Origin of the sequence: Actinosynnema sp. NPDC091369 (assembly GCF_044757065.1) — a bacterium.
Lineage (GTDB): Bacteria > Actinomycetota > Actinomycetes > Mycobacteriales > Pseudonocardiaceae > Actinosynnema.
Map to the genome: position 1 here is coordinate 1,393,415 of NZ_JBIVUG010000001.1, position 20,069 is coordinate 1,413,483.

20 protein-coding genes and 1 tRNA gene are annotated in these 20,069 nt (G+C 69.8%); 18 read left to right on the top strand and 3 right to left on the bottom strand.

What is annotated here, in order from left to right:
* Positions 1-10 precede the first annotated feature (10 nt).
* The gene (locus ACIQMJ_RS06910) at positions 11-1,459 is read right to left on the bottom strand and encodes a hypothetical protein (RefSeq protein WP_499759999.1); all 1,449 of its coding nucleotides are present in this window, start codon (positions 1,457-1,459) and stop codon (positions 11-13) included.
* Positions 1,460-1,635: 176 nt separating this feature from the next.
* Here ACIQMJ_RS06910 and ACIQMJ_RS06915 point away from each other — a divergent pair, with 176 nt between their 5' ends.
* Positions 1,636-1,962 (top strand): hypothetical protein, encoded by a 327-nt coding sequence (locus ACIQMJ_RS06915; protein WP_499760000.1) that lies wholly within the window; start codon positions 1,636-1,638, stop codon positions 1,960-1,962.
* The gene (locus ACIQMJ_RS06920; protein WP_499760001.1) at positions 1,959-2,300 is read left to right on the top strand and encodes a hypothetical protein; all 342 of its coding nucleotides are present in this window, start codon (positions 1,959-1,961) and stop codon (positions 2,298-2,300) included. The genes ACIQMJ_RS06915 and ACIQMJ_RS06920 overlap by 4 nt, the downstream gene beginning before the upstream one ends.
* 126 nt (positions 2,301-2,426) lie before the next feature.
* On the opposite strand, the gene ACIQMJ_RS06925 is transcribed toward ACIQMJ_RS06920, so the two are convergent.
* Positions 2,427-2,825 carry a GntR family transcriptional regulator gene (locus ACIQMJ_RS06925; protein WP_499760002.1) on the bottom strand — a complete coding sequence of 133 codons (399 nt, stop codon included), beginning with the start codon at positions 2,823-2,825 and terminating at the stop codon, positions 2,427-2,429.
* A 136-nt stretch (positions 2,826-2,961) separates the two neighbouring features.
* On the opposite strand from ACIQMJ_RS06925, the gene ACIQMJ_RS06930 reads away from it, so the two are divergent.
* The 11 genes from ACIQMJ_RS06930 (at position 2,962) to ACIQMJ_RS06980 (ending at position 10,086) form a co-directional block, all read left to right on the top strand.
* The gene (locus ACIQMJ_RS06930; RefSeq protein ID WP_499760003.1) at positions 2,962-3,354 is read left to right on the top strand and encodes a hypothetical protein; all 393 of its coding nucleotides are present in this window, start codon (positions 2,962-2,964) and stop codon (positions 3,352-3,354) included.
* 188 nt (positions 3,355-3,542) lie between these two features.
* Positions 3,543-3,932 carry a hypothetical protein gene (locus tag ACIQMJ_RS06935; RefSeq protein WP_499760004.1) on the top strand — a complete coding sequence of 130 codons (390 nt, stop codon included), beginning with the start codon at positions 3,543-3,545 and terminating at the stop codon, positions 3,930-3,932.
* Entirely contained in the window at positions 3,907-4,167 is a 261-nt protein-coding gene (locus ACIQMJ_RS06940; RefSeq protein WP_499760005.1) for a hypothetical protein, read from the top strand. Before ACIQMJ_RS06935 ends, ACIQMJ_RS06940 begins: the two co-directional genes overlap by 26 nt.
* Positions 4,167-4,388 (top strand): hypothetical protein, encoded by a 222-nt coding sequence (locus ACIQMJ_RS06945; RefSeq protein WP_499760006.1) that lies wholly within the window; start codon positions 4,167-4,169, stop codon positions 4,386-4,388. Before ACIQMJ_RS06940 ends, ACIQMJ_RS06945 begins: the two co-directional genes overlap by 1 nt.
* Positions 4,389-4,469: 81 nt before the next feature.
* Entirely contained in the window at positions 4,470-5,852 is a 1,383-nt protein-coding gene (locus ACIQMJ_RS06950) for an FtsK/SpoIIIE domain-containing protein (protein ID WP_499760265.1), read from the top strand.
* Between the two features lie 32 nt (positions 5,853-5,884).
* Positions 5,885-6,352 (top strand): hypothetical protein, encoded by a 468-nt coding sequence (locus tag ACIQMJ_RS06955; protein ID WP_499760007.1) that lies wholly within the window; start codon positions 5,885-5,887, stop codon positions 6,350-6,352.
* Positions 6,353-6,357: 5 nt separating this feature from the next.
* The gene (locus ACIQMJ_RS06960) at positions 6,358-6,633 is read left to right on the top strand and encodes a transcriptional regulator (RefSeq protein WP_499760266.1); all 276 of its coding nucleotides are present in this window, start codon (positions 6,358-6,360) and stop codon (positions 6,631-6,633) included.
* The gene (locus ACIQMJ_RS06965; protein ID WP_499760008.1) at positions 6,608-7,369 is read left to right on the top strand and encodes a hypothetical protein; all 762 of its coding nucleotides are present in this window, start codon (positions 6,608-6,610) and stop codon (positions 7,367-7,369) included. Before ACIQMJ_RS06960 ends, ACIQMJ_RS06965 begins: the two co-directional genes overlap by 26 nt.
* A gap of 19 nt (positions 7,370-7,388) precedes the next feature.
* On the top strand, positions 7,389-8,735 hold the full coding sequence (locus tag ACIQMJ_RS06970) for a replication initiator (protein ID WP_499760009.1): 1,347 nt from the start codon (positions 7,389-7,391) through the stop codon (positions 8,733-8,735).
* Positions 8,732-8,911, top strand: coding sequence for a helix-turn-helix domain-containing protein (locus ACIQMJ_RS06975; RefSeq protein ID WP_499760010.1), 180 nt, complete (start codon positions 8,732-8,734; stop codon positions 8,909-8,911). Before ACIQMJ_RS06970 ends, ACIQMJ_RS06975 begins: the two co-directional genes overlap by 4 nt.
* A gap of 14 nt (positions 8,912-8,925) precedes the next feature.
* Positions 8,926-10,086: a tyrosine-type recombinase/integrase gene (locus ACIQMJ_RS06980; RefSeq protein WP_499760011.1), complete on the top strand. Its 1,161-nt coding sequence runs from the start codon at positions 8,926-8,928 to the stop codon at positions 10,084-10,086.
* A gap of 53 nt (positions 10,087-10,139) precedes the next feature.
* On the opposite strand, the gene ACIQMJ_RS06985 is transcribed toward ACIQMJ_RS06980, so the two are convergent.
* Positions 10,140-10,215 (bottom strand) — tRNA-Lys (locus ACIQMJ_RS06985).
* A 156-nt stretch (positions 10,216-10,371) separates the two neighbouring features.
* On the opposite strand from ACIQMJ_RS06985, the gene ACIQMJ_RS06990 reads away from it, so the two are divergent.
* From ACIQMJ_RS06990 to ACIQMJ_RS07010, 5 genes are all read left to right on the top strand, one after another.
* Positions 10,372-11,247 (top strand): exodeoxyribonuclease III, encoded by an 876-nt coding sequence (locus tag ACIQMJ_RS06990; protein ID WP_499760012.1) that lies wholly within the window; start codon positions 10,372-10,374, stop codon positions 11,245-11,247.
* Positions 11,248-11,341: 94 nt separating this feature from the next.
* Positions 11,342-12,562, top strand: coding sequence for a hypothetical protein (locus ACIQMJ_RS06995; RefSeq protein WP_499760013.1), 1,221 nt, complete (start codon positions 11,342-11,344; stop codon positions 12,560-12,562).
* Positions 12,563-12,642: 80 nt separating this feature from the next.
* Positions 12,643-13,224 (top strand): hypothetical protein, encoded by a 582-nt coding sequence (locus ACIQMJ_RS07000; protein ID WP_499760014.1) that lies wholly within the window; start codon positions 12,643-12,645, stop codon positions 13,222-13,224.
* On the top strand, positions 13,224-15,221 hold the full coding sequence (locus tag ACIQMJ_RS07005) for a flotillin family protein (protein ID WP_499760015.1): 1,998 nt from the start codon (positions 13,224-13,226) through the stop codon (positions 15,219-15,221). Before ACIQMJ_RS07000 ends, ACIQMJ_RS07005 begins: the two co-directional genes overlap by 1 nt.
* Positions 15,218-20,068 carry a DNA repair ATPase gene (locus ACIQMJ_RS07010; RefSeq protein ID WP_499760016.1) on the top strand — a complete coding sequence of 1,617 codons (4,851 nt, stop codon included), beginning with the start codon at positions 15,218-15,220 and terminating at the stop codon, positions 20,066-20,068. The genes ACIQMJ_RS07005 and ACIQMJ_RS07010 overlap by 4 nt, the downstream gene beginning before the upstream one ends.
* Position 20,069 lies beyond the last annotated feature (1 nt).

Below are 20,069 nucleotides of genomic sequence, written 5' to 3' on the forward strand. Positions count from 1 at the left end.
GCGTAGCCGCTCAGCGGGCACCGGCCCAGGCGGCCAGGTCGAGTAGGCCGGAGCTGAGTGACGGGTGGGTGCGCAGCAGGACCGATAGGGCTTGGCGGACCTGTGGGTGGGCGCGCACATGTTCGGGTGCGGCTTGGCGGGCGGCTTGCAGGCACAGGTAGGCGTCTTCGTGGCGGCCGAGGTCGAGTTGGGCTCGGGCCAGGTCGATGTAGTAGTGCGAGCGGCGCTCGGCGGGCAGCTCGGCGGGCGGGTGCCAGGTGGACGCCCGTTGGATGCCTGCGGCGTCGCGTAGCTCGGCGGCGACGGCCAGCTCGTGGATGCGCAGAGACGCTGGGCCGAAGGCGGTGCCGTGGTAGATGCCTTCGGGTGCGGCGTGGGCGGCGTAGCGGGCGGTCAGTAGGTGGTCGGCGGCGATGTCGGCTTTGCCTGCTCGGGCGGCGACGACTGCGGCTCGCATGTGGAGTGCGCCGAATGCGGCTGCGGTGGGCGCGTGTTTCAGGTCGCGGGTGGGGAGTTGGTCCGCGGCGTGGTCGAGGGCGCGGGCGGCGGTGTGGAGGTCGCCGCTGGCGAAGAAGATCTCGGTGCGCACGTAGGCCACTGCGGCGGGTAGGAGGGGATTGTCGGCCTCGTTCGCTGTCGCGCGCATGAGGTCGATGAGGCGGGCCGACAGGTCGAAGTAGCGGTATTTGTAGGCCACGTCGTCGGCGGCGCGTAGGGCCAGGGTCAGCAGGGATGCGACGTGTCGGCGGTCTGCTGGGTCGAGGAGTTGGCGGGCTCGGGCCAGTTCGCCGATCAGGGCAGGTAGGTGGCGGACGAGTTCGCCGTAGCGCGCTTCGAGGCGGTGGTTGTTCATGCGGGCGACGTCGGCAGCCAGCTCGGGGAGGCTTCGGGTCGGGCCGTCGTCGGGTAGGTCGAGGATGTCGAGCGCGCGGCGTAGGCGTGGGATGCCCACCTGCACGATGTCCAGCTCTTGAGGCGGCTGGGGTGATGGCTGGTCGACCGGTGCCCATGACTGGTGGGGCGAGTAGGCCGGGCTCGGGTCGACGGTGCGGCTGGCGTAGAGGGTGCGGACGTCGTGGACTTCGCGCGCGGTGCCGTCGAACCAGCGGAGGTGGCGGGGGACGTGGAGGGCGTCGCACCAGCGTTCGAGGCGTTCGAGGTCGGTGACCGGGCGGCGGGAGCGTTCGACTTCGCTGACGCGGCCTTGGGTGAGGTCGAGCCAGGCGGCGAGGGTGGCTTGGGGGACGGGCGGGTTCTGAGCCTGGCGGTAGGCGCGGAAGACCTGGCCAATGTTGCGGGAATCGAACGCCTCGCGGAGGGTCGGCTTGGCCCAGAACTCCGGCGGCAGCGTCGGGGCGTGGAGTGTAGAGGCTGCGGTGCAGCGGCCACAGTGTTCGCCCCGGTTGTCCTTGGCCAGCAGGGTGTCGCACGTGCGGCAGCGTCGTTTGGACGTGGTCACGTGGTCGTTCACCCCCTGGTCGAGCTGTGGCTACTTCGGAGTGTAACTCGGCGATTACCCGGCTGACCTGCGGTTAGTGGTGACGGCGATATCCGATCAGTCATTGGTATGGGATCGGCGTTGCGTCCGCGTGAATCTGGTCGAGCAAGTCCCAGGTGTACACGGAGGTCGAACCGATGGGGATGTATTTGCTCCTCCAGCCGGAGGAGGACGCCGAGTCGGCGTTGGTGGAACGGGCGCAGGGGCATCCGTCACTGGTGATCTCGTCCGGTGACGCGCGGCTGACGGTGCAGATCGCCGGACGTGAGGGTGGGGCGCAGCTCGCGATCAGCTTCGCGCGTGAGCTGGCCGAGTCGGCCACGCAGTTCGCCGACCGCTGCGAAGCGCTGACCAAGCTCGCTCCGCTGGACTTCGAGCACTTGAGCGCCTTGGTGAGCGCGACGCCCGACGAGGTGAGTGCGCTGACGGTTCCCGCCAGTGACGAGAAGGAAGGCGACCGGTGAGCGAGGTCGACGGCTTGAAGCCGTTGTGCGACGAGGCGGAGTTCGCGGCTCTGTTGGAGACGATGGTGCTGACGTCCACGCCGCGGGTGTTCGCGGTGGTGCAGGAGTTCGGTGAGCGCCTGGACGGTTGGGTTGCCGGGTGGGGCTTCGCCTTTGAGGACCGAGCGGAGGTCTTTTCGGTTCACGACCACTCCCGCCTGAGTCTGGGCAAGCCGGAGAACGCGCTGCACCTGTTCAGCAGCCCTCGCAACCAGTTGACGGCGCGGTTGGTTTGGCTGCCCGAGGTCGGCGAACGCCTGGAGTCGGAGACGGCGGAGGTGGCCGCCTGCTCGGTGTAGCGGTCGAGGTTCGGGTTCGGCGGGAACGGCAAGGGGGCGTGGTGTCTGAAGAGGACGAGTGGACGGCGGAGGACTGGCGGAATCTCCACGCCCAAGCCTCCGAGCTGCTGGTGCGCCTGGAAGAACTCAGCGATCGGTTGAGTCGGGTTGAGGCTCGTCTGGCGTGGGCCCGAAAACCTCAGCCTCGACAGCGGCGACGCGCCGGCTGAGGTCGTCCAGGACCGAGTTGATGCGGTCGAACATCTGCCGAAGCTCATGCGGTGAGGGCACGTCGTCCCCCGCATGGGCTTCGGGCTTCTTCACCACGATGGTGCCCTCGCCCTGGCGGGAGATGACCAGTCCTTCGTTGCGGAGCTGGTCCAGCGCCTTCTGCAACGTCATCACGGCGCGGCCGTACTTGGTCTGAAGCTCGGTCAGGGACGGGAGCTTGTCGCCGACCTCGACCTCGTCGGACGCGATGTAGTGGCGCAGGTCGTCTGCGATCTGCTGGTACGCAGGTCTGCGGTCGGTTGCGTCGGGGCGCATGGACAGACTGTAGCGATAGAGCTAGCACTGCTGGAAGTCACTCGATCGGCCTAGTGTCTCTTATAGCTCTACTAGCTATGTTGGTTGTAGCGACAGGGCGATGAAGGGTCGTCCTGGGAAGTGGAGGTAGCGCGAGATGGCGCTTCAGGACTTGCCGGTCATGTTGAACGGCTACCGACTGATGATCACGGAGGCTCCCGCCGCGAAGATGCGGGAGGCCGAGGACGGCACGGTGACGCCGGTGGTCGACCGCACCTCGGGTGAGGTGCAGTACGTGGTGACGTTGTTCGCCAAGCCGTTGCCGGTGGACGGCCGGAAGGCGGGCAAGGGCGAGGAGATCCGCGTCAACCTGCCCGGTGACCCCGGTGAGGGGTTCGAAGAGGGCATGTACGTGGAGCTGATCAACGCGGTGGTGAACACCTACGAGATCCCAGACCGCGTCGACCCGCGCAAGATCGCCTCAGCCGGTCTGTGGTTCAAGGCGGCCGGTCTGAAGCCGGTGGCGCGACCGGTGCGCAGCGCGGCCTGATCGTCACACCCGTGCTCTGAACGTTTCCAAGCTCCTGCTCGGGGCTGCCTGATCTTTGTCAATTCCACAGTGGGTAGAGCCATGCCTGAATTCGGCGCTTGCTCGATGAGCGCCGGGGATTTCGGTGATCCCGGAGTCGACTCCGTCGGTTCCGGGTTCGCCGTGGTCCCCGATATCGGAGGTGGGTTGTGCTCGAAGTCAGTGATTACCCGGTCAAGGTGGAAGTGGACCCTCCGGAAGGAGCGGAGTTGAAGGAAGCGATGACTGCGCTCGACCGGATCTGTTCGCAAGGTGACGGCTACGTGCTGACCGTGCGCTCTCGGCGGGTGTTCCGCGCCGTCGGGTCGCGTGGCATGCGGCGGTCGGCAGCGTGGGAAACGGCGGCTGTTCATCGATTGGGCAACCTCGCGTTGATCTTCCCGGTGCCTGAGCCGGTGATCTTGCGGACGGGAGCCGTGTGCGCTCCCGTGAACCTGCTGCTCCCGACCGAGTTGGGGTTCGAGGTGGCGGAAGCGTGGCGCGAGTTGACGGCGTACGCGGAGGGAGGTGCGGATGGCAGGACAAAACAAGCGAGCTGAGCAGCGGTACGCGAACCTCGTCAACGCGATCGACTTCGTGACGGAGCAGTTCGGTCCGTTGGACAAGCTGATCGCCAAGATGCGGGAGAACCCTTCTCCGCCGGGTTCATGGCGGGTCACACCGCCTGATGAGTTGAAGAAGTTGCTCGCCACGGTTCAGCAAAGTCTGACGAACCTCAAAGACCAAGCGGCCCGCTATGAGACCGAGTTGAAGACTCGGGAGTGGAAGGTCTGATGGCACAGGAATTGACCACGGCTTTGGAGTGCCTGGACAAGTCCATGCGGCAACTGCGGCTGGCCATGCGGGATGTCCCGTATCGGCGGGAAGGGTTCAAGAGCCGGCACACCACGTTCGTGCGGTCGGTCGCGGTGCTGCGGACCTCGTTGTCGTACTCGCGTTCGCAGCTCGAACCGGCATCCGCTCGTCGGCGTCGACGGGGCAGTCCGCGCAAGTAGCGCATCTCCACGCCACGGCAACGGCCGATCGCTGCTTCCCGGTGGTCGGCCGTTGCCGTGTCTGACAGAAGGGAACGAAGTATGGCGCAGACGACTACGGGCGCGTCCCGTCGTTCAGTTGGGTGGGAGTTCCGCACTGCGCGGTGGTTCGTCCGCCATCCCGGCGCGGTGGTTGGTCCTGGCGCGCTCGGAGCCTCGGCAGTCGAGTTCGGGGCTGAGGTGACCGGCGGCGTGCTCGGCGGCCTGGCGGTGGGCACTGCGGCTTGGTATCGGGCGCATCCGGACACCTTCGACACGTGGGCCGCGCCGGTGCTGCGGGCGTGGCGGCGTCGTTGGGCCGGTGCCTACACCGGTCGTCGTTGGGTGAACCTGATGGGCTCGTGCGGGTTGACCACGGTGCACTACCGGACCGGGGAAGTGTTGGTGCCGCGTGTGCTGCGGGTGCGGTCCTGGTCGCCGTCGATCGACGTGGTGCGGGTGCGCCTGGTGCCCGGTCAGGCGTTGCGGGCGTTCGCGGCGGTGCTACCGGAGCTGGCAGCGACGCTCAAGGCCGAGCGGGTCGCGGTGGAGCAGGGCAAGCCCGGTGAGGTCGTGCTGATCATCCAGCGTGATGAGCCGTTCAACCAGGTCATTCCCGCTCCTGTCATGCCGGAGTCGTCCGGTGCGGTCGACCTGCGGTCGCTGTGTCTGGGGGAGACTGAGTTGGGCGGGGAGTGGCGTGAGCCGCTGACCGGCACCCACCATCTGACGGCGGGTGCGACCGGTGCGGGCAAGAACTCGGTGGTCATGGCCAAGCTGCGGGCGGTCGCGCCGATGATCCGGGACGGTCTGGTGCGGCCGTGGGTGTGTGACCCGAAGTTGTTCGAGTTCGTGGCGCTCAAGCCGATCCTCGATGGCCGGTACGCGGACAACCCGGAGGACTGCGCCGAGTTGATCGAGCGGTTCGTGGACAACATGCAGCGCAAACAGAAGCGGTTGCAGCGCAAGGGGAAGCGTTCGGTTCCGGTGTCGCGTGAGCACCCGGTGGACTGGCTGATCCTCGATGAGGTCGGCTTCCTGATGTCCTACAACTCCGAGTACGCGCACGAGATCACCAATGCCTGCGCCGTCATCTCCTCGATGGGCCGTGCGACCAACGACGTGCTCGACGTGTACGTGCAGGAACCGTCCAAGGACGTGCTCCCGATCCGCGACCTGCTGCCGCACCGGGTGTGCCTGCGGGTGACCTCCGAGCGGCACCCCGACATGGTCCTCGGCGACGGTGCCCGTGAGCGCGGGGCGATCGCCGACGAGATCCCGGCCGACCCGTCCAGCGCCGGTATCGGCTATCGCGTCGACCCGCGTTCCCGCACTCCTCGCCGCGTGCGCGCGGCCTACACCAGCGACCACGACATTGACGAGCTGGTCGCCTTCGTCAAGGCCGGTCCGGCCGACTCCGGTTCGAGCCTCCGCGTCGTCGCCTGACCTCATCACCTACTGACCTACGGAGCTTTGCCATGCCCTCGAACAGCCCTCGATCGCTCGACCGGATCATCCGCACCCTGCGATCGCTCATGCGGTCCACGGGCCTGCCTCGACCGGATTGGTTGCTCATCTCGACGGTGTCCCGCTCGGTGCACGTCGGGTTCACCTCCGGGTCCGCACCTGACCGCTTGGCGGCGCTGCTGCTGTGGGTCTCACGCCTGGACGGCGTGACGCTCACGTGGACGCTCGGGCCTGACCACACGTTGACCGTGGCGGCGACTGCCCGGAACAGCGCGGGCCTGGTGTTCGGCCTGACCGCTTCGGCGGCCGTCGCCGACCTCGGTGCCACGTCGGCTGGGCAGTCCACGGTGACCCTCGGTCCGTTCCGGCTGGTCCCGCTCGTGGTCGAGCAGGTGACCTTCGAAGAGGTCGCCCGCCTGGTCCACCTCGGCCGCGCGGTGGCAGCTCGTCACCGCGCGGCCAGTTCGACGGCTGCGTGACCGACATGCCGCACACGATCAAGCTCCGGCGCGACGTGTTCACCAAGGCCGCTCGACTTGCCGGCTACCGGTCGGTCTACGCGCTCGCCAGGGCAATGGACGTCAACCGCTCGACGGTCGCCCGTGTGCTGGCCGGCGAGTTGCAGCCCGGACCCGCATTCATCGCCGGAGCGCTGTTGGCGCTCGCTCCGATGCAGTTCCACGACCTGTTCGACATCGTGCCTGACCAGCGGCGGAGCTCTGAGGGGGTGAACCTTGTTCCGCAAGCGCAGGACCGATGACCAGGGCGAGACGCGCACCGTGCGGAAGCTGCGCGCCCGTCTCGCCGAGTCCCACCAACTGCACGGCCTGACCACGGACCCGCTGTTGCACGCCGTCCGCCTGGAGCGTTTCCGCGTCTCGGTCACCCGCTCCATGTGGTTCTTCCTTGCCTTGGGCCTGGGCTTCACCACGACCGGCGTTCACGAGTTCCTAGCTGGGCACCTGACGCCAGTTGCCGTGCTGTGGTGGGGCGCGTGGCTGGTCGAGCCGGCCTTGGCGGGCATCCTCGTCACGTTGCTGCGCTGGGAGGCCGAAATGCTGTCTCACGGCCTGGCCGTCGACGCCGCGCCGGTCGTCTGGCTCAAGCGGCTCCTGCTCGGCGCAACGCTGGTCACCAACGTGTGGTCCTCGCTGCGCCCGCCGTCCGGCCAGGTCGAGTACGGCGTGGTCTTCCTCCACGTCGTCGTGCCGCTGGTCGTGTTCCTCATCGCCGAAGTCATGCCGGTCATCCAGCACCGCTGCAACGCCGCCCGTGACCGCGTGGTGGCCACTGCGGCACCGATGCCGACCACCACGACTCTCAGTGCGCCTCGTACGGCGCTCAAGCTCCCAGCCCACCTGCAAGCCGTCCTCGGCAACAAAGCCGCCGAAGTCCGCCAACAGGGCCGCGCGATCACTCCGGCCGATGTGCAGTCCGCGGTGAACGTCCCCGACGCGTTCGCGGCCCAGCTCGCCGACCAGCTCAACGCCGCCTGACCACAGAGAGGGGGAGCCTTTGGTCCTCACACTCGAAGATCGCATCGCCGACCGGGTCCAACGGTCCGACTACCGCGACTGGCGCGACCGGGTCACCGCCACCGGCGGATGCCTCGCACCGATCCGCCTCTTCGGAGCCTGGCAACTCCACAACCTCGACGGCACGAAAGTCCTAGCCCACCTCGGTGGCGACGTGATGGTTCCGTGCGGCAACCGCCGCGCCTCCGTCTGCCCCTCGTGCTCCGACCGGTACGCGGCCGACGCCTTCCACCTCATGCGCGCAGGCCTATCCGGCGGCAGCAAGGGTGTCCCCGAGTCGGTCGCCGACAAGCCGCGCGTGTTCGCCACCCTGACCGCACCGTCCTTCGGCCCGGTCCACAACCGGCGCACGACCGCCAGCGGCAAGACGCGGCCCTGCACCGGGTGCGGCGAGTTCCACCACCCCGACGACCCTCGCATCGGTGGTGCGGTCGACCCGGACACCTACGACTACGTCGGTGCGGTCCTGTGGCAGGCGCACGCGGGGAAGTTGTGGCACCGGTTCACGATCGCGCTGCGGCGGGCGCTGGCTCGTGCGGCCGGGTTGACGGTGCGGGAGTTCAAGGACCACGCGCGGCTGTCGTACGCCAAGGTCGCCGAGTACCAGCGGCGCGGCCTGGTCCACTTCCACGCCGTCATCCGCATCGACGGCCCTGACGGCTCGCACGAGCCGGCGCCCTCATGGGCGACCGTGGACCTGGTCGACCACGCGGTTCGGGCTGCTGCTCGCGCTGTCCTGGTCGAGTCCTTCCGGCCGGATGGCACGGTGCTCGACCTGGTCTGGGGTGAGCAGGTCGACGTGCGTCCCATCCGGGCTGCCTCGGCGCACCAGGTCGAGGACGACGCCGGGGCGGTCAGCGACGGCAAGCTCGCGGCCTACGTCGCCAAGTACGCGACCAAGGGCACCGGTGCACGTGACACGCCTGACCGGCCGATCCGGTCGCAGCTCGACATCGACCACCTGCGAGTCTCCGACCACCACCGGCGCATGATCCAGACCGCCTGGGACCTCGGTGACCTGCACTTCTACGGCGAACTGAACCTGCGGAAGTGGGCGCACATGCTCGGCTTTCGCGGCCATTTCCTGACCAAGTCCAAGCACTACTCGACCACCTTCAAGCGCATCCGCGAGGACCGGCGGGCCTTCCGGGCGGCCGAAACGCTCGAACGGCTCGGCCTGGCCGCCGATGAAGTGATCGTCGTCAACGACTGGGCCTATGCGGGCTCCGGCTACGCCAACGACGCAGAGCGCGAATTGGCCGCTGGCATCGCCGAACGCCTCCGCGCACAACGCCAACGCCAATACACAGAGGAGGACGCAGCGTGAACGAAATCTGGGACATCGAACAGGTGGCGGACTACCTCCGCATCCCGGTTAACACGATCTACCAGTGGCGAACCAGGAAGTACGGGCCTCCCGGTCGACGGGTCGGCAAGCACCTGCGCTTCAACTCGGCGGACGTCAAGGCGTGGTTCGAGTCGCTTCCGACCGAGGCGGCCTGATGGGCAGACGGCCGATGCCGGTCGGCACCTACGGCAAGATCCGGGTCGAGACCATCGGCCCGAAGCGGTACCGGGCTCGTTGTCGGTACCGGGACTTCAACGGCAAGGTCTACGACGTCGAGCGCATGGGGACCAGCCGCACGGACGCGGAGAACAACCTGAAGGCGGCTATCCGCGACTGGGTGACACCCGTGGCGGGAGCGAGCGTCACGGCAAGTACCAAGTTTCGCGACGTCGCCGCGAGGTGGCTGGCTGAGCTGGTGCGTGACGCTGAGCGGGAGTTCCGCTCCTGGGGCACGGTCGATACGTACCGCAACCGGCTGGAAGGGCTCGTCCTCCCGGCTGTGGGCGACCTGCGGATGAACGAGCTGTCCACGCCGATCCTCGACGCCCTGTGCAAGAAGGTCCGGGATAGCTCCAGCGCCAGTTCGGCGAAGACGGTCCGGGCCGTGCTGAGCGGTGTCTGTGCCTACGCGGTGCGGCACGGGGCGCTTGAGGCCAACCCGGCGCGGGAGATCACCCGTCTGGAGAGCAAGCGGGCGAAGAACCGGCCGCAGAAGTCCCGAGCGCTGACCGCCACCGAAGTGCTCGACCTGCTCAAGAAGCTGGACCAGGACGAGCGAGCGGTGAAGGACGACCTGCCGGACCTGATCAGGTTCTTCCTGGCGACCGGAGAGCGGACAGGGGAAGCGCTGGGGGCGCACTGGCCGGACTTCAACGAAGAGGCGCGGGAGTTGGCGATGTCCGGCAACGTCATCCGGGCGCGTGGGCGGGGAAGGATCGTGAATCGGGGCAAGACGGAGAACGCCGAACGACCGGTTCCGCTCCCTGACTGGTGCGTCACCATGCTCGTGGAAAGGCGCTCGAAGGCGGCCGACCTCGACGGTCCGATCTTCCCCAGTTCGACAGGCACGATCCGTGAAGCAACCAACGTCCGCAATCGCGCGTGGAAGCCGTTCATCGCCCGAGCGGGCTACGAATGGGTGACTTTCCGAACCTTTCGGAGGACGGTCGCGACGCTGCTCGATGAGGCAGGCTTGACGGCGAGGCAGATCGCGGACCTGCTCGGTCACTCCCGGCCGTCGATGACCCAGGACGTCTACATGGGCCGCCGGTCACCCGGTCGTGCGGCGGCGGACGCGCTCGGGGCGGTCATCCCGGTAAGTGAGGGGTAAATGGGGGTTTCGAGGTTGCTCGACCTCCGACAGATCGTCGTGACCAGCGAGTTTGGTGGGCCGCCAGGGACTCGAACCCTGAACCCGAAGATTAAAAGTCTCCTGCTCTGCCAATTGAGCTAGCAGCCCGTGCTCGACAGCTTACCGAGGTCGGGGCCCCGGATGAGCGGGGTGGTCGGGGGCCTGGTGTGGGTGCGGTCACGTTCTGGGCAGGTTAGGGGGTTGCGGGGCAGGTCAGGGGGTTGATGACGAGTAGCCGGAGGGCGTTCGGACTACCGTGGCGGGGTGCGGGTCGCTACGTGGAACGTGAACTCGGTCAAGCAGCGGGTGCCCCGGTTGTTGCCGTGGCTGGAGCAGCGGCGGCCCGATGTGGTCTGCCTCCAGGAGACGAAGCTCGCCGACGACGCCTTCGCGGCGCTGCTGGGTGACGAGCTGGCCGCTCGCGGGTACGAGGTGGCGGCGCACGGCGAGGGGCGCTGGAACGGGGTGGCGATCCTGTCCCGGGTCGGGTTGGACGACGTGGTGAACGGGCTCGCGGACGGGCCCGGGTTTCCGCACCCCGAGGCGCGGGCGGTGGCGGCGACGTGCGGTGGGGTGCGGGTGCACTCCGTGTACGTGCCGAACGGGCGTGCGCCGGATTCCGACCACTACCGCTACAAGCTGGCGTGGTTGGCGGCGTTGCGCGACGTGGTGGCGGACGGGCCGCAGGACGCGGTGGTGTGCGGGGACGTCAACATCGCGCCCGCCGACGCGGACGTGTTCGACCCGGCGGCCTACGTCGGCCACACGCACGTGACGGCGCCCGAGCGGGAGGCGTTGGCGGCGTTGCAGGCGGTCGGGCTGCACGACGTGGTCCGCGACCGGTGGCCCGACGAGCGGGTCTTCACCTACTGGGACTACCGCGCCGGGATGTTCCACCAGGACCTCGGCATGCGCATCGACCTGGTGCTGGCCTCGACGCCGGTGGCGGCGCGGGTGAAGGCCGCGTGGGTCGACCGGCAGGCGCGCAAGGGCACCGGGCCCAGCGACCACGCGCCGGTGGTCGTCGACCTGGACGAGGCGCCGGACGGCGACATCGGGCCGGTGGTGCCGCCGCCGTCCGCGCCGCGCACCCGCAAGACCGCGAAGCTGCCCCAGTCCAAGCCGGCCACCGGGTCCTGACCCGCGAGCCGGGCACGGTGCTTCGGGGGGATGCTCGCGGGCCGGCCGCTCCGCCATCATGTGCGCCGACCCACGACCCGGAGGAGCGGCGACGGTGACGGACCACGTGACGCAGGCGTACCTGGACGACGAGAGCCTGCACGGGGTGATGGCGGGGCTCGACCTGCCGCCCGGACTGCGCGCCGCGTACGGCCACCGGCTGGTGAACCGGCCGTTCTTCCTGGACGAGCACACCGCGCACGACGTCGCGGCGGACGTCATGGACTTCTTCGAACTCCTCTTCTCCTTACCCCGCAGGATGTTCGACGGCAGCTTCACGCGGTTCGCCGAAGCGCTGGGCATCCCGCCGGCCGAAGCGGCGATCATGGGGTCCGACCGCCCGCCGATGCACGGCCGCGCCGACATCTACCGGGTCGGTGACGGGTTCCGGCTGCTGGAGGTCAACGCGGGCTCGCAGCTCGGCGGCCCCGACCTGGGCGAGCTGGCCCGCGTCATCCAGGAGGACCCCGGCTTCGAGCCGTTCGTGCGGGAGCACGACCTGCGCCACTTCAACCCGGTCGAGAAGCTGCTCGACGCCGTCGGCCGCGACCGCACCATCGCGTTCCTCGAAGAGGGCGGGATGCTGACCAGGTTCGCCAAGGGCTTCGAGAGCTTCCGGGAGACCTGCGCACGGCTCGGCGTGGACGTGCTGCTGGGCGAGCTGCACGAGCTGACCGAGCGCAACGGCCACCTCCACCTGCACGGCACGCGGCTCGACGTGGCGGTCCGGTACTTCTCCGCCGCCCAGGCCGTCGGCTACGCCGAGCTGCTCGCCAAGGGTCACAAGACCGAGCTGTACACGCCGTTGTCGAGCTACTACTACGGCAGCAAGTCGACCATCGCGCTGCTGTCGGAGCACCGCGAGGTGCTGACCGACGACGAGAAGGCGTTGGTGGACCGGCTGGTGCCGTGGACCCGGTACGTGCGCGACGTGCCGCGGGACCGGCTCCGCGCGGACCGGGAGAACCTGATCGTCAAGGCGGCGGGCGGGTTCGCGGGCGCGGGCGTGCACCCCGGCTGGCTGCTGACCGACCGGGAGTGGGCGCGGGTGCTGGACGACGTCGCGGGGCAGCCGTACGTGGTGCAGGAACGGGTGCGGCCCACGCCGGACGTCGTGCCCGGTGACGACCGGCCCTGGTTGACGACGTGGGGCTGGTTCGTGACCGACCAGGGCTTCGCGGGCATGAGCATCCGGTCCATGCCGTTCGCCGACGGCGCCGTGGTGAGCTACGCCGGCAACCCGTTGACGAAGGTGTCCGGTCTGCTCGTGCACTGACCGGGGTGACCCGACCGCGTTGCGTCATTCCCCTCAGCTCCCCGCCGAAAACGGGTTAGGGTCCCGCGAAAGGGGGGTACATGGGGGAGTTCTTCGCGGCGTCGCTGGGATTCCCGGTCGCGGTGCTGAGCGTGCTGCTGGTCGTCGTGGTGGCCTACTGGCTGCTGGTGGCCTTCGGCGCGGCGGACGCGGACTGGGTCGAGCTGGACATCGGCGGCGTGCCCGCGACCCTGGGGCTCTCCCTGCTGATCGCGGTGTCGTGGTTCGCGTGCCTGGCGGGCGTCGAGCTGCTCGGCCCGACCTCGACGCCCGCGCGCCTGGGCGTGCTCGGCGGGTCGCTGGCCGTCGGCCTGGTGCTGACCCGGCTGGCGATGCCGCCGTTGAAGCGGCTGTTCCCGGACGACCCGCCCGCCTCGCGCCTGGACTTCGTCGGCCGCACGTGCGTCATCCGCACGGGTCGCGTGACGCGCACGTTCGGCCAGGCGGAGGTCACCGCCGCGGACGGCTCGTCGGCGGTCGTGCAGGTGCGGCAGCCGGGCGAGGACCCGCTGACCGCCGGCGCCACCGCGCTGATCTTCGACTACGACGTGGACGGCGAGTTCTTCTGGGTCGCGTCCCTCGACTTCGGACACGACCCGACTCTCACACGGGGGGACCACTGATGGACGTCATCACCACCGGGTTCGGCATTCTCGTCGCCGTCGTCCTGGTCGTCGTGATCGGCTTGCTGATCCTGATCAGCCGTCTGTTCCGCAAGATCGACCAGGGCAAGGCGCTGATCATCTCCAAGGTGCGCAAGGTGGACGTCACGTTCACCGGCGCCGTGGTGCTGCCGGTGCTGCACCGTGCGGAGATCATGGACATCTCGGTGAAGACGATCGAGATCCGCCGCGCCGGGCAGGAGGGCCTGATCTGCCAGGACAACATCCGGGCCGACATCCGGATCACGTTCTTCGTGCGGGTGAACAAGACCGTCGAGGACGTCATCAAGGTCGCCCAGGCGATCGGCACCGCCCGCGCGAGCGACGAGCAGACGTTGCAGGAGCTGTTCAACGCGAAGTTCTCCGAGGCGTTGAAGACGGTCGGCAAGCAGCTCGACTTCATCGACCTCTACACCAAGCGCGACGAGTTCCGCGACCGGATCATCCAGGTCATCGGCACCGACCTCAACGGCTACAGCCTGGAGGACGCGGCGATCGACTACCTGGAGCAGACGCCGATGGCGCAGCTCAACCCGTCGAACATCCTCGACGCCCAGGGCATCCGCAAGATCACCGAGCTGACCGCGATCGAGCACGTGCGCACGAACGAGTTCACCCGGCACGAGGAGAAGGAGATCACGCGCCAGAACGTCGAGGCGCGCGAGGCGATCCTGGAGCTGGAGCGCCGCCAGGCGGACGCGGAGATCAAGCAGAAGCGCGAGGTCGAGACCATGCGCGCCCGCGAGGAGGCGGAGATCGCGAAGGTGCAGGCCGAGGAGCGCCTCAAGGCCAACACCGCGCACATCCGCACCGACGAGCAGCTGGGCATCCAGACCGAGAACAAGGCGCGCGAGATCGCGGTGGCGGAGAAGAACCGCGAGCGCGTGATCGCGATCGAGACCGAGCGCATCGAGAAGGACCGGATGCTGGAGGTCATCGGCCGGGAGCGGGAGACCGAGCTGACCCGCATCGCCGCCGACAAGGAGCTGGAGGCCGAGAAGCGGTCCATCGCCGAGGTGGTGCGCGAGCGCATCGCGGTGGAGAAGACCGTGGCCGAGCAGGAGGAGATCATCAAGCGGCTGCGCGCGGTCGAGGAGGCCGAGCGGCAGCGCCAGACCGTGGTGATCAAGGCCGAGGCCGAGGCGCAGGAGGGCCTGGTCAAGGACATCAAGGCGGCCGAGGCCGCCGAGCAGGCCGCGAAGTTCAAGGCCCGCGAGGAGCTGCTGCTGGCCGAGGCGCGGCAGCAGGCCGCGGAGCTCGACACCCGCGCGATGATCCGGCTGGCCGAGGGCAAGCAGGCCGAGGCCGCCGCGGCGGGCCTCGCCGACGTGCAGGTGCGCGAGCGGGACGCGGAGGCGATCGAGAAGGTCGGCCGCGCCGAGGCCGTGGTGGAGAAGGAGAAGGCGCTGGTCGCGGCGCTGGCGATCCGCGAGAAGCTGAAGGGCGAGGCGGAGGGCCTGGCGGACAAGGCGGGCGCGATGGCCGCGCTGGACGACGCCACCCGCGAGCACGAGGAGTACCGGCTGCGGCTGGAGACGGAGAAGGAAGTCCGGCTGGCCGGGATCGACGTGCAGCGGCAGGTGGCCGAGTCGCAGGCGCTGGTGCTGGCGGCGGGATTGGAGAAGGCCGACATCGACATCGTCGGCGGCGACAGCATGTTCTTCGACCGGATCGTCGGCGCCATCACGATGGGCAAGCAGGTCGACGGGTTCGTGGAGCACTCCGACGTCGCGCAGACCCTCGCCGGGCCGTGGCTGAACGGGACGGCGAGCTTCACCGACGACATCGGCAGGCTGCTCGGCTCGCTCAGCACCGGCGACGTGAAGAACCTGACGGTGTCCGCGCTGCTGCTCAAGCTGATCAACTCCGGCGGGCCGGACGAGGGCAAGCTGCGCGAGCTGCTGGCCGCCGCGCAGCGCCTGGGCGTGGCCGAGCGGCCGGTCGCCTCGCTGTCGTGACCGCGCCGGTGGAGGCGTCGCCCGCGGGCGCGGCGTTGGAGGCGGGCACCTACGAGGTGCTGCGGGCCCGGCTGGCCGAGCAGGCGGCCGGGCTCGCCCGCCGGGCGGAAGCGCTCAACGCGCGTCGGCTGGCGGAGTTCGGCAGCGCCGAGCTGACGTTGCTGGGCACCGAGCGCATCCGCACCGAGCACAACTGCGTGCCGCGGGATGTGATCCAGGTGGCCGGACTGATGCTGTTCGGCTACAACGTGTTCATCGGCCTGAAGCCGGAGACGACGGTCGACGACGTGTTCTCGCTGCACCGGTTCGCCCGCGACGGCGACGCGTTCCGGTTCGAGGACGCGGCGGACGACGAGCTGCCCGGCCTGCTGCGCGACCCGCGGTTCGAGCGGGACTTCGCCGAGCTGTACCGGTACTACCGCGACACGCGCCTGATCCAGCTGCGCCGGGTCGAGGGCCGGTTGCTGGCGGTGTTCCAGACCGGCGCGCGCATCGGGGACATCCGGGTGCTGCGCTGGCGGGTCGGCGTGGACGGCGCGGTCGAGTACCTGGACAACCGGGGCGAGCGCGACCACGTGTTCCCGCCGTCGCACGACTTCGAGTGGGTGGTGACCGGCCGCGAGCACCACGTGCTGGGCCGGCACCCGCACATCTCGATCGAGGACGAGGTGTTCGTCGAGACCATCGGCGGCGACCTGACCATCAAGGTGGAGGACAACACCGAGACCGGCGAGGGCATCTACACCGAGCCGGTGGACGAGCCGCTGCAATCGCTGGCCGACGGCGACGTGCAGTACGCGCGGGTCGGTTCGCTGATCCTGCTGCGCATCCGCCCGTACAACGAGACGGCGTGGCGGCACCTGGTGTTCAACACCCGCACCCGGTCGGTGGTGCGGCTCGACGGCATCGGCCAGGCGTGCCAGCGGCTGCCCGAGGACCAGGGCCTGATCTTCCCCGGCGGCTACTACCTGGCCACGGGTGTCAGCAAGACGTTCGACACCCCGGTGGACGAGCTGGAGTTCGAGCGGGTCATCCGCTCGACCAACGGCGAGGACGTGCTGTACGTCTTCCACGCCCGCCGCGACGGCCGGTCGCTGCTGCTGCCCTACAACGTGATCCGCAAGGAAGTGGCGAACCCGCTGTCGTGCCACGGGTACTCGCTGTTCGACGACGGCACGCTGGTCGTGTTCCGCGCGATGAGCGACGAGCCGACCCGCGTGCACCCGATGCAGGTGTGGCAGACGCCGTACCTGTCCGACGCCTACGCCGCCGCGCAGCCCGCGGGCACGGGCCCGTTGGCGCGGGTCGGGAACGCCGACCTGGTGCGCGGCATCTCCGACTGCCTGTCGGTGAGCCGGATGGTCGGCGAGATGGCGCCGTCGGTGGTGGTGTTCGAGGACCTGATCGCCTCGTGCACCAGGGTGTTCGACGCCTACCACTGGCTGGGCGACCCGGAGCTGGAGGACCTGCGCGCGCCGCTGACGCAGGTGCGGGCGACGGCCGAGCAGGTGCTGGACGAGTTCGAGACCGTGCAGGCGCTGACCGACCAGGCGGCGGACGCGGTGGCCGAGGCGGACGAGCGGGTCGCGTCGCTGGTGCGCCGGGTGCGCGGCGAGGTGCCGACGACCGCGGACGCGTGGGTGCGGCAGTTGGCCGACCTGCGGCAGGCGCAGGGCCACCTGGTGACGTTGAAGGAGCTGCGGTACGCCGACGTGGCGCGCATCGACTCGCTGGTGGCGTCGCTGGACGGGGAACTGGGCAGCACGGCGCAGCGCGCGGTCGAGCACCTGCGCCGGGACGACGCGTTCGCGGGCTACCACGAGCAGGTCGAGGCGCTGGTCGGCAAGGCGGGCGCGATCGGCACGGTCGCCGAGGCCGCGCCGGTGGTCGAGGAGCTGGCCGAGCGGCAGCGCGGCCTGGAGGTGCTGACCGAGGTCGTCGGCTCGCTGGACATCGCCGACGCCACCGTGCGCACCTCGATCCTGGAGCGGATCGGCGAGGTGCTGGGCGGGCTGAACCGGGCGCGGGCCACTGTGGACGGTCGCAGGCGCGCCCTGGCGGCCACCGAGGGCCGGGCCGAGTTCGCCGCCGAGTTCGCGCTGCTGGGCCAGGCGATCACCGGGGCGCTGGCGGTCGCGGACACCCCGCAGCGGTGCGACGAGCAGCTGGGCCGGCTGCTGCTCCAGGTGGAGAACCTGGAGTCGCGTTTCGGGGAGTTCGACGACTTCCTGGCGCGGCTGGGCGGCAAGCGGACCGACGTGTACGAGGCGTTCTCGTCGCGCAAGCAGGCGTTGCTGGACGACCGGGCGCGGCGCGCGGACCGGCTCTCGTCGTCGGCCGACCGCATCCTGGCGAGCGTGACCAGGCGGGTGGCGTCGCTGGCGTCGGTGGACGAGGTCAACACCTACTTCGCGTCCGACCCGATGGTGGCCAAGGTCCGCTCGGTGGCCGACGAGCTGCGGTCGCTCGGCGACCAGGTGCGGGCCGAGGAGCTGGACGGGCGGGTGCTGGCCGCGCGGCAGGAGGCGGGGCGCGCGCTGCGCGACCGGCTGGACCTGTTCGACGGCGACACGATCCGGCTCGGCAGGCACCGGTTCGCGGTGAACACCCAGCCGGTGGACCTGACGCTGGTGCCGAAGGACGGCGCGCTGTCGTTCGCCATCACCGGCACCGACTTCCGCTCGCCCGTGCGCGATCCCGCGTTCGCCGACACCAAGCCGTTCTGGGACCAGCTGCTGGTGTCGGAGACGGCCGAGGTGTACCGGGCCGAGCACCTGGCCACGTCGATCCTGGCCACGCACCCGGTGGACGCGCTGCACGCGGCCGTCACCGAGGACCGGCTGCCCGAGCTGGTGCGGCAGGTGGCCGAGTCGCGGCTGGACGAGGGCTACGAGCGCGGTGTGCACGACCACGACGCGACCCGCATCCTCGACGTGCTGCTGCGGCTGCACGCGGGCGCGGGGGTGCTGCGGTACCCGCCTTCGGCGCGGGCGGCGGCGCAGCTGTTCTGGGCTTCGGCCGACGAGGACGCGCGGGCGGTGTTCGAACGGCGCGCGGTGTCGCTGGGGCGGGCGCGGGCGGCGTTCGGGCACACGACGGCCATCGACGAGCTGTGCGCGGAGCTGGCCGAGGCGGCCGGTGACCCGCTGGCGGGCGAATACCTGTTCGAGGAGCTGTGCAGCGCGCCGTTCGGGTTCGCCACGAGCGCCGGGGCGCGTGCCCTGGTGGACGCCTTCCACCGGGCGCTGGGCGGGCGCAAGGAGTTCGACGAGGACCTGCGCGCGGTCGCGGACCCGGCCGTGCGGCGGCGGTTGGCGGAGGGCTGGTACGAGGCGTTCCTGGCGGGCCTGCCGGAGCGGGACCGGTACCTGCCGGACCTGCCGGAGGCGGTGGCGCTGGAGCTGTGCCGCGACCTGCCGCGGCACGAGTCGTCCGCCCAGCTCACCGCCACCGCGGACGGCCTGCTGGGCACGCACCCGCGCGTCGTCGACCGGTCGCTGGCGTTCCGGCTGGACGAGCTGCTGACCCGCACCCGGGCGTTCCGCGAGCAGCGCGTCCCCGCCTACCGCGCCTACCAGCGACGCCGCAACGAGGTCGTGGCCGCCGAACGCGCGCGGCTTCGGCTGGACGAGTACCAGCCGAAGGTGATGAGCGCGTTCGTGCGCAACCGGCTGCTGGACGAGGTGTACCTGCCGCTGATCGGCGACAACCTGGCCAAGCAGCTCGGCGCGGCGGGTGACGGCAAGCGCACCGACCAGATGGGCCTGCTGCTGCTCATCTCGCCGCCCGGCTACGGCAAGACCACCGTGATGGAGTACGTGGCCAACCGGCTCGGCCTGGTGTTCGTCAAGGTCAACGGCCCGTCGCTGGGCCACGAGGTGACGTCGGTCGACCCGGCGGACGCGCCGAACGCCACCGCGCGGCAGGAGGTCGAGAAGATCTCGTTCGCGCTGGAGGCGGGCAACAACGTGCTGCTGTACCTGGACGACATCCAGCACACGTCGCCGGAACTGCTCCAGAAGTTCATCTCGCTGTGCGACGCGCAGCGGCGGATGGAGGGCGTGTGGGACGGCGGCACGCGCACCTACGACCTGCGCGGCAAGCGGTTCGCGGTGTGCATGGCCGGCAACCCGTACACGGAGTCCGGGCAGCGCTTCCGCATTCCCGACATGCTCGCCAACCGCGCCGACGTGTGGAACCTGGGCGACGTGCTGTCCGGGCGCGAGGACCTGTTCGCGTTGAGCTACATCGAGAACGCGCTCACGTCGAACCCGGTGCTGGCGCCGCTGTCCACGCGGGACCGCGGCGACGTGGAGCTGCTCGTGCGGATGGCGCGCGGCGAGGACGTGCGGGCCGACCGGCTCGCGCACCCGTACCCGCCGGTGGAGCTGGAGCAGGTGCTGTCCGTGCTGCGCAAGCTGGTGCGGGTGCAGGAGGTCGTGCTGGCGAACAACCGGGCCTACATCGCCTCGGCCGCCCAGTCCGACGCCTCGCGCGTCGAGCCGCCGTTCCAGCTCCAAGGCTCCTACCGCAACATGAACAAGCTGGCGGAGAAGGTGGTGCCGGTGATGAACGACGCGGAGCTGGCCGCCGTGATCGACGACCACTACGCGGGCGAGGCGCAGACCCTGACCTCGGGCGCGGAGGCGAACCTGCTCAAGCTGGCCGAGCTGCGCGGCACGCTGTCCGAGGAGCAGGCCGCGCGGTGGGCCGAGGTCAAGGCCGCCTACGTCCGGGCACAGGCCCTCGGCGGCGCGGACGACGACCCGACGTCCCGCACGGTGGGCGCGTTGTCCCTGCTGACGGACCGGGTGGGGTCGGCGCTGGACCGGCTGGCCGACCGCTGAC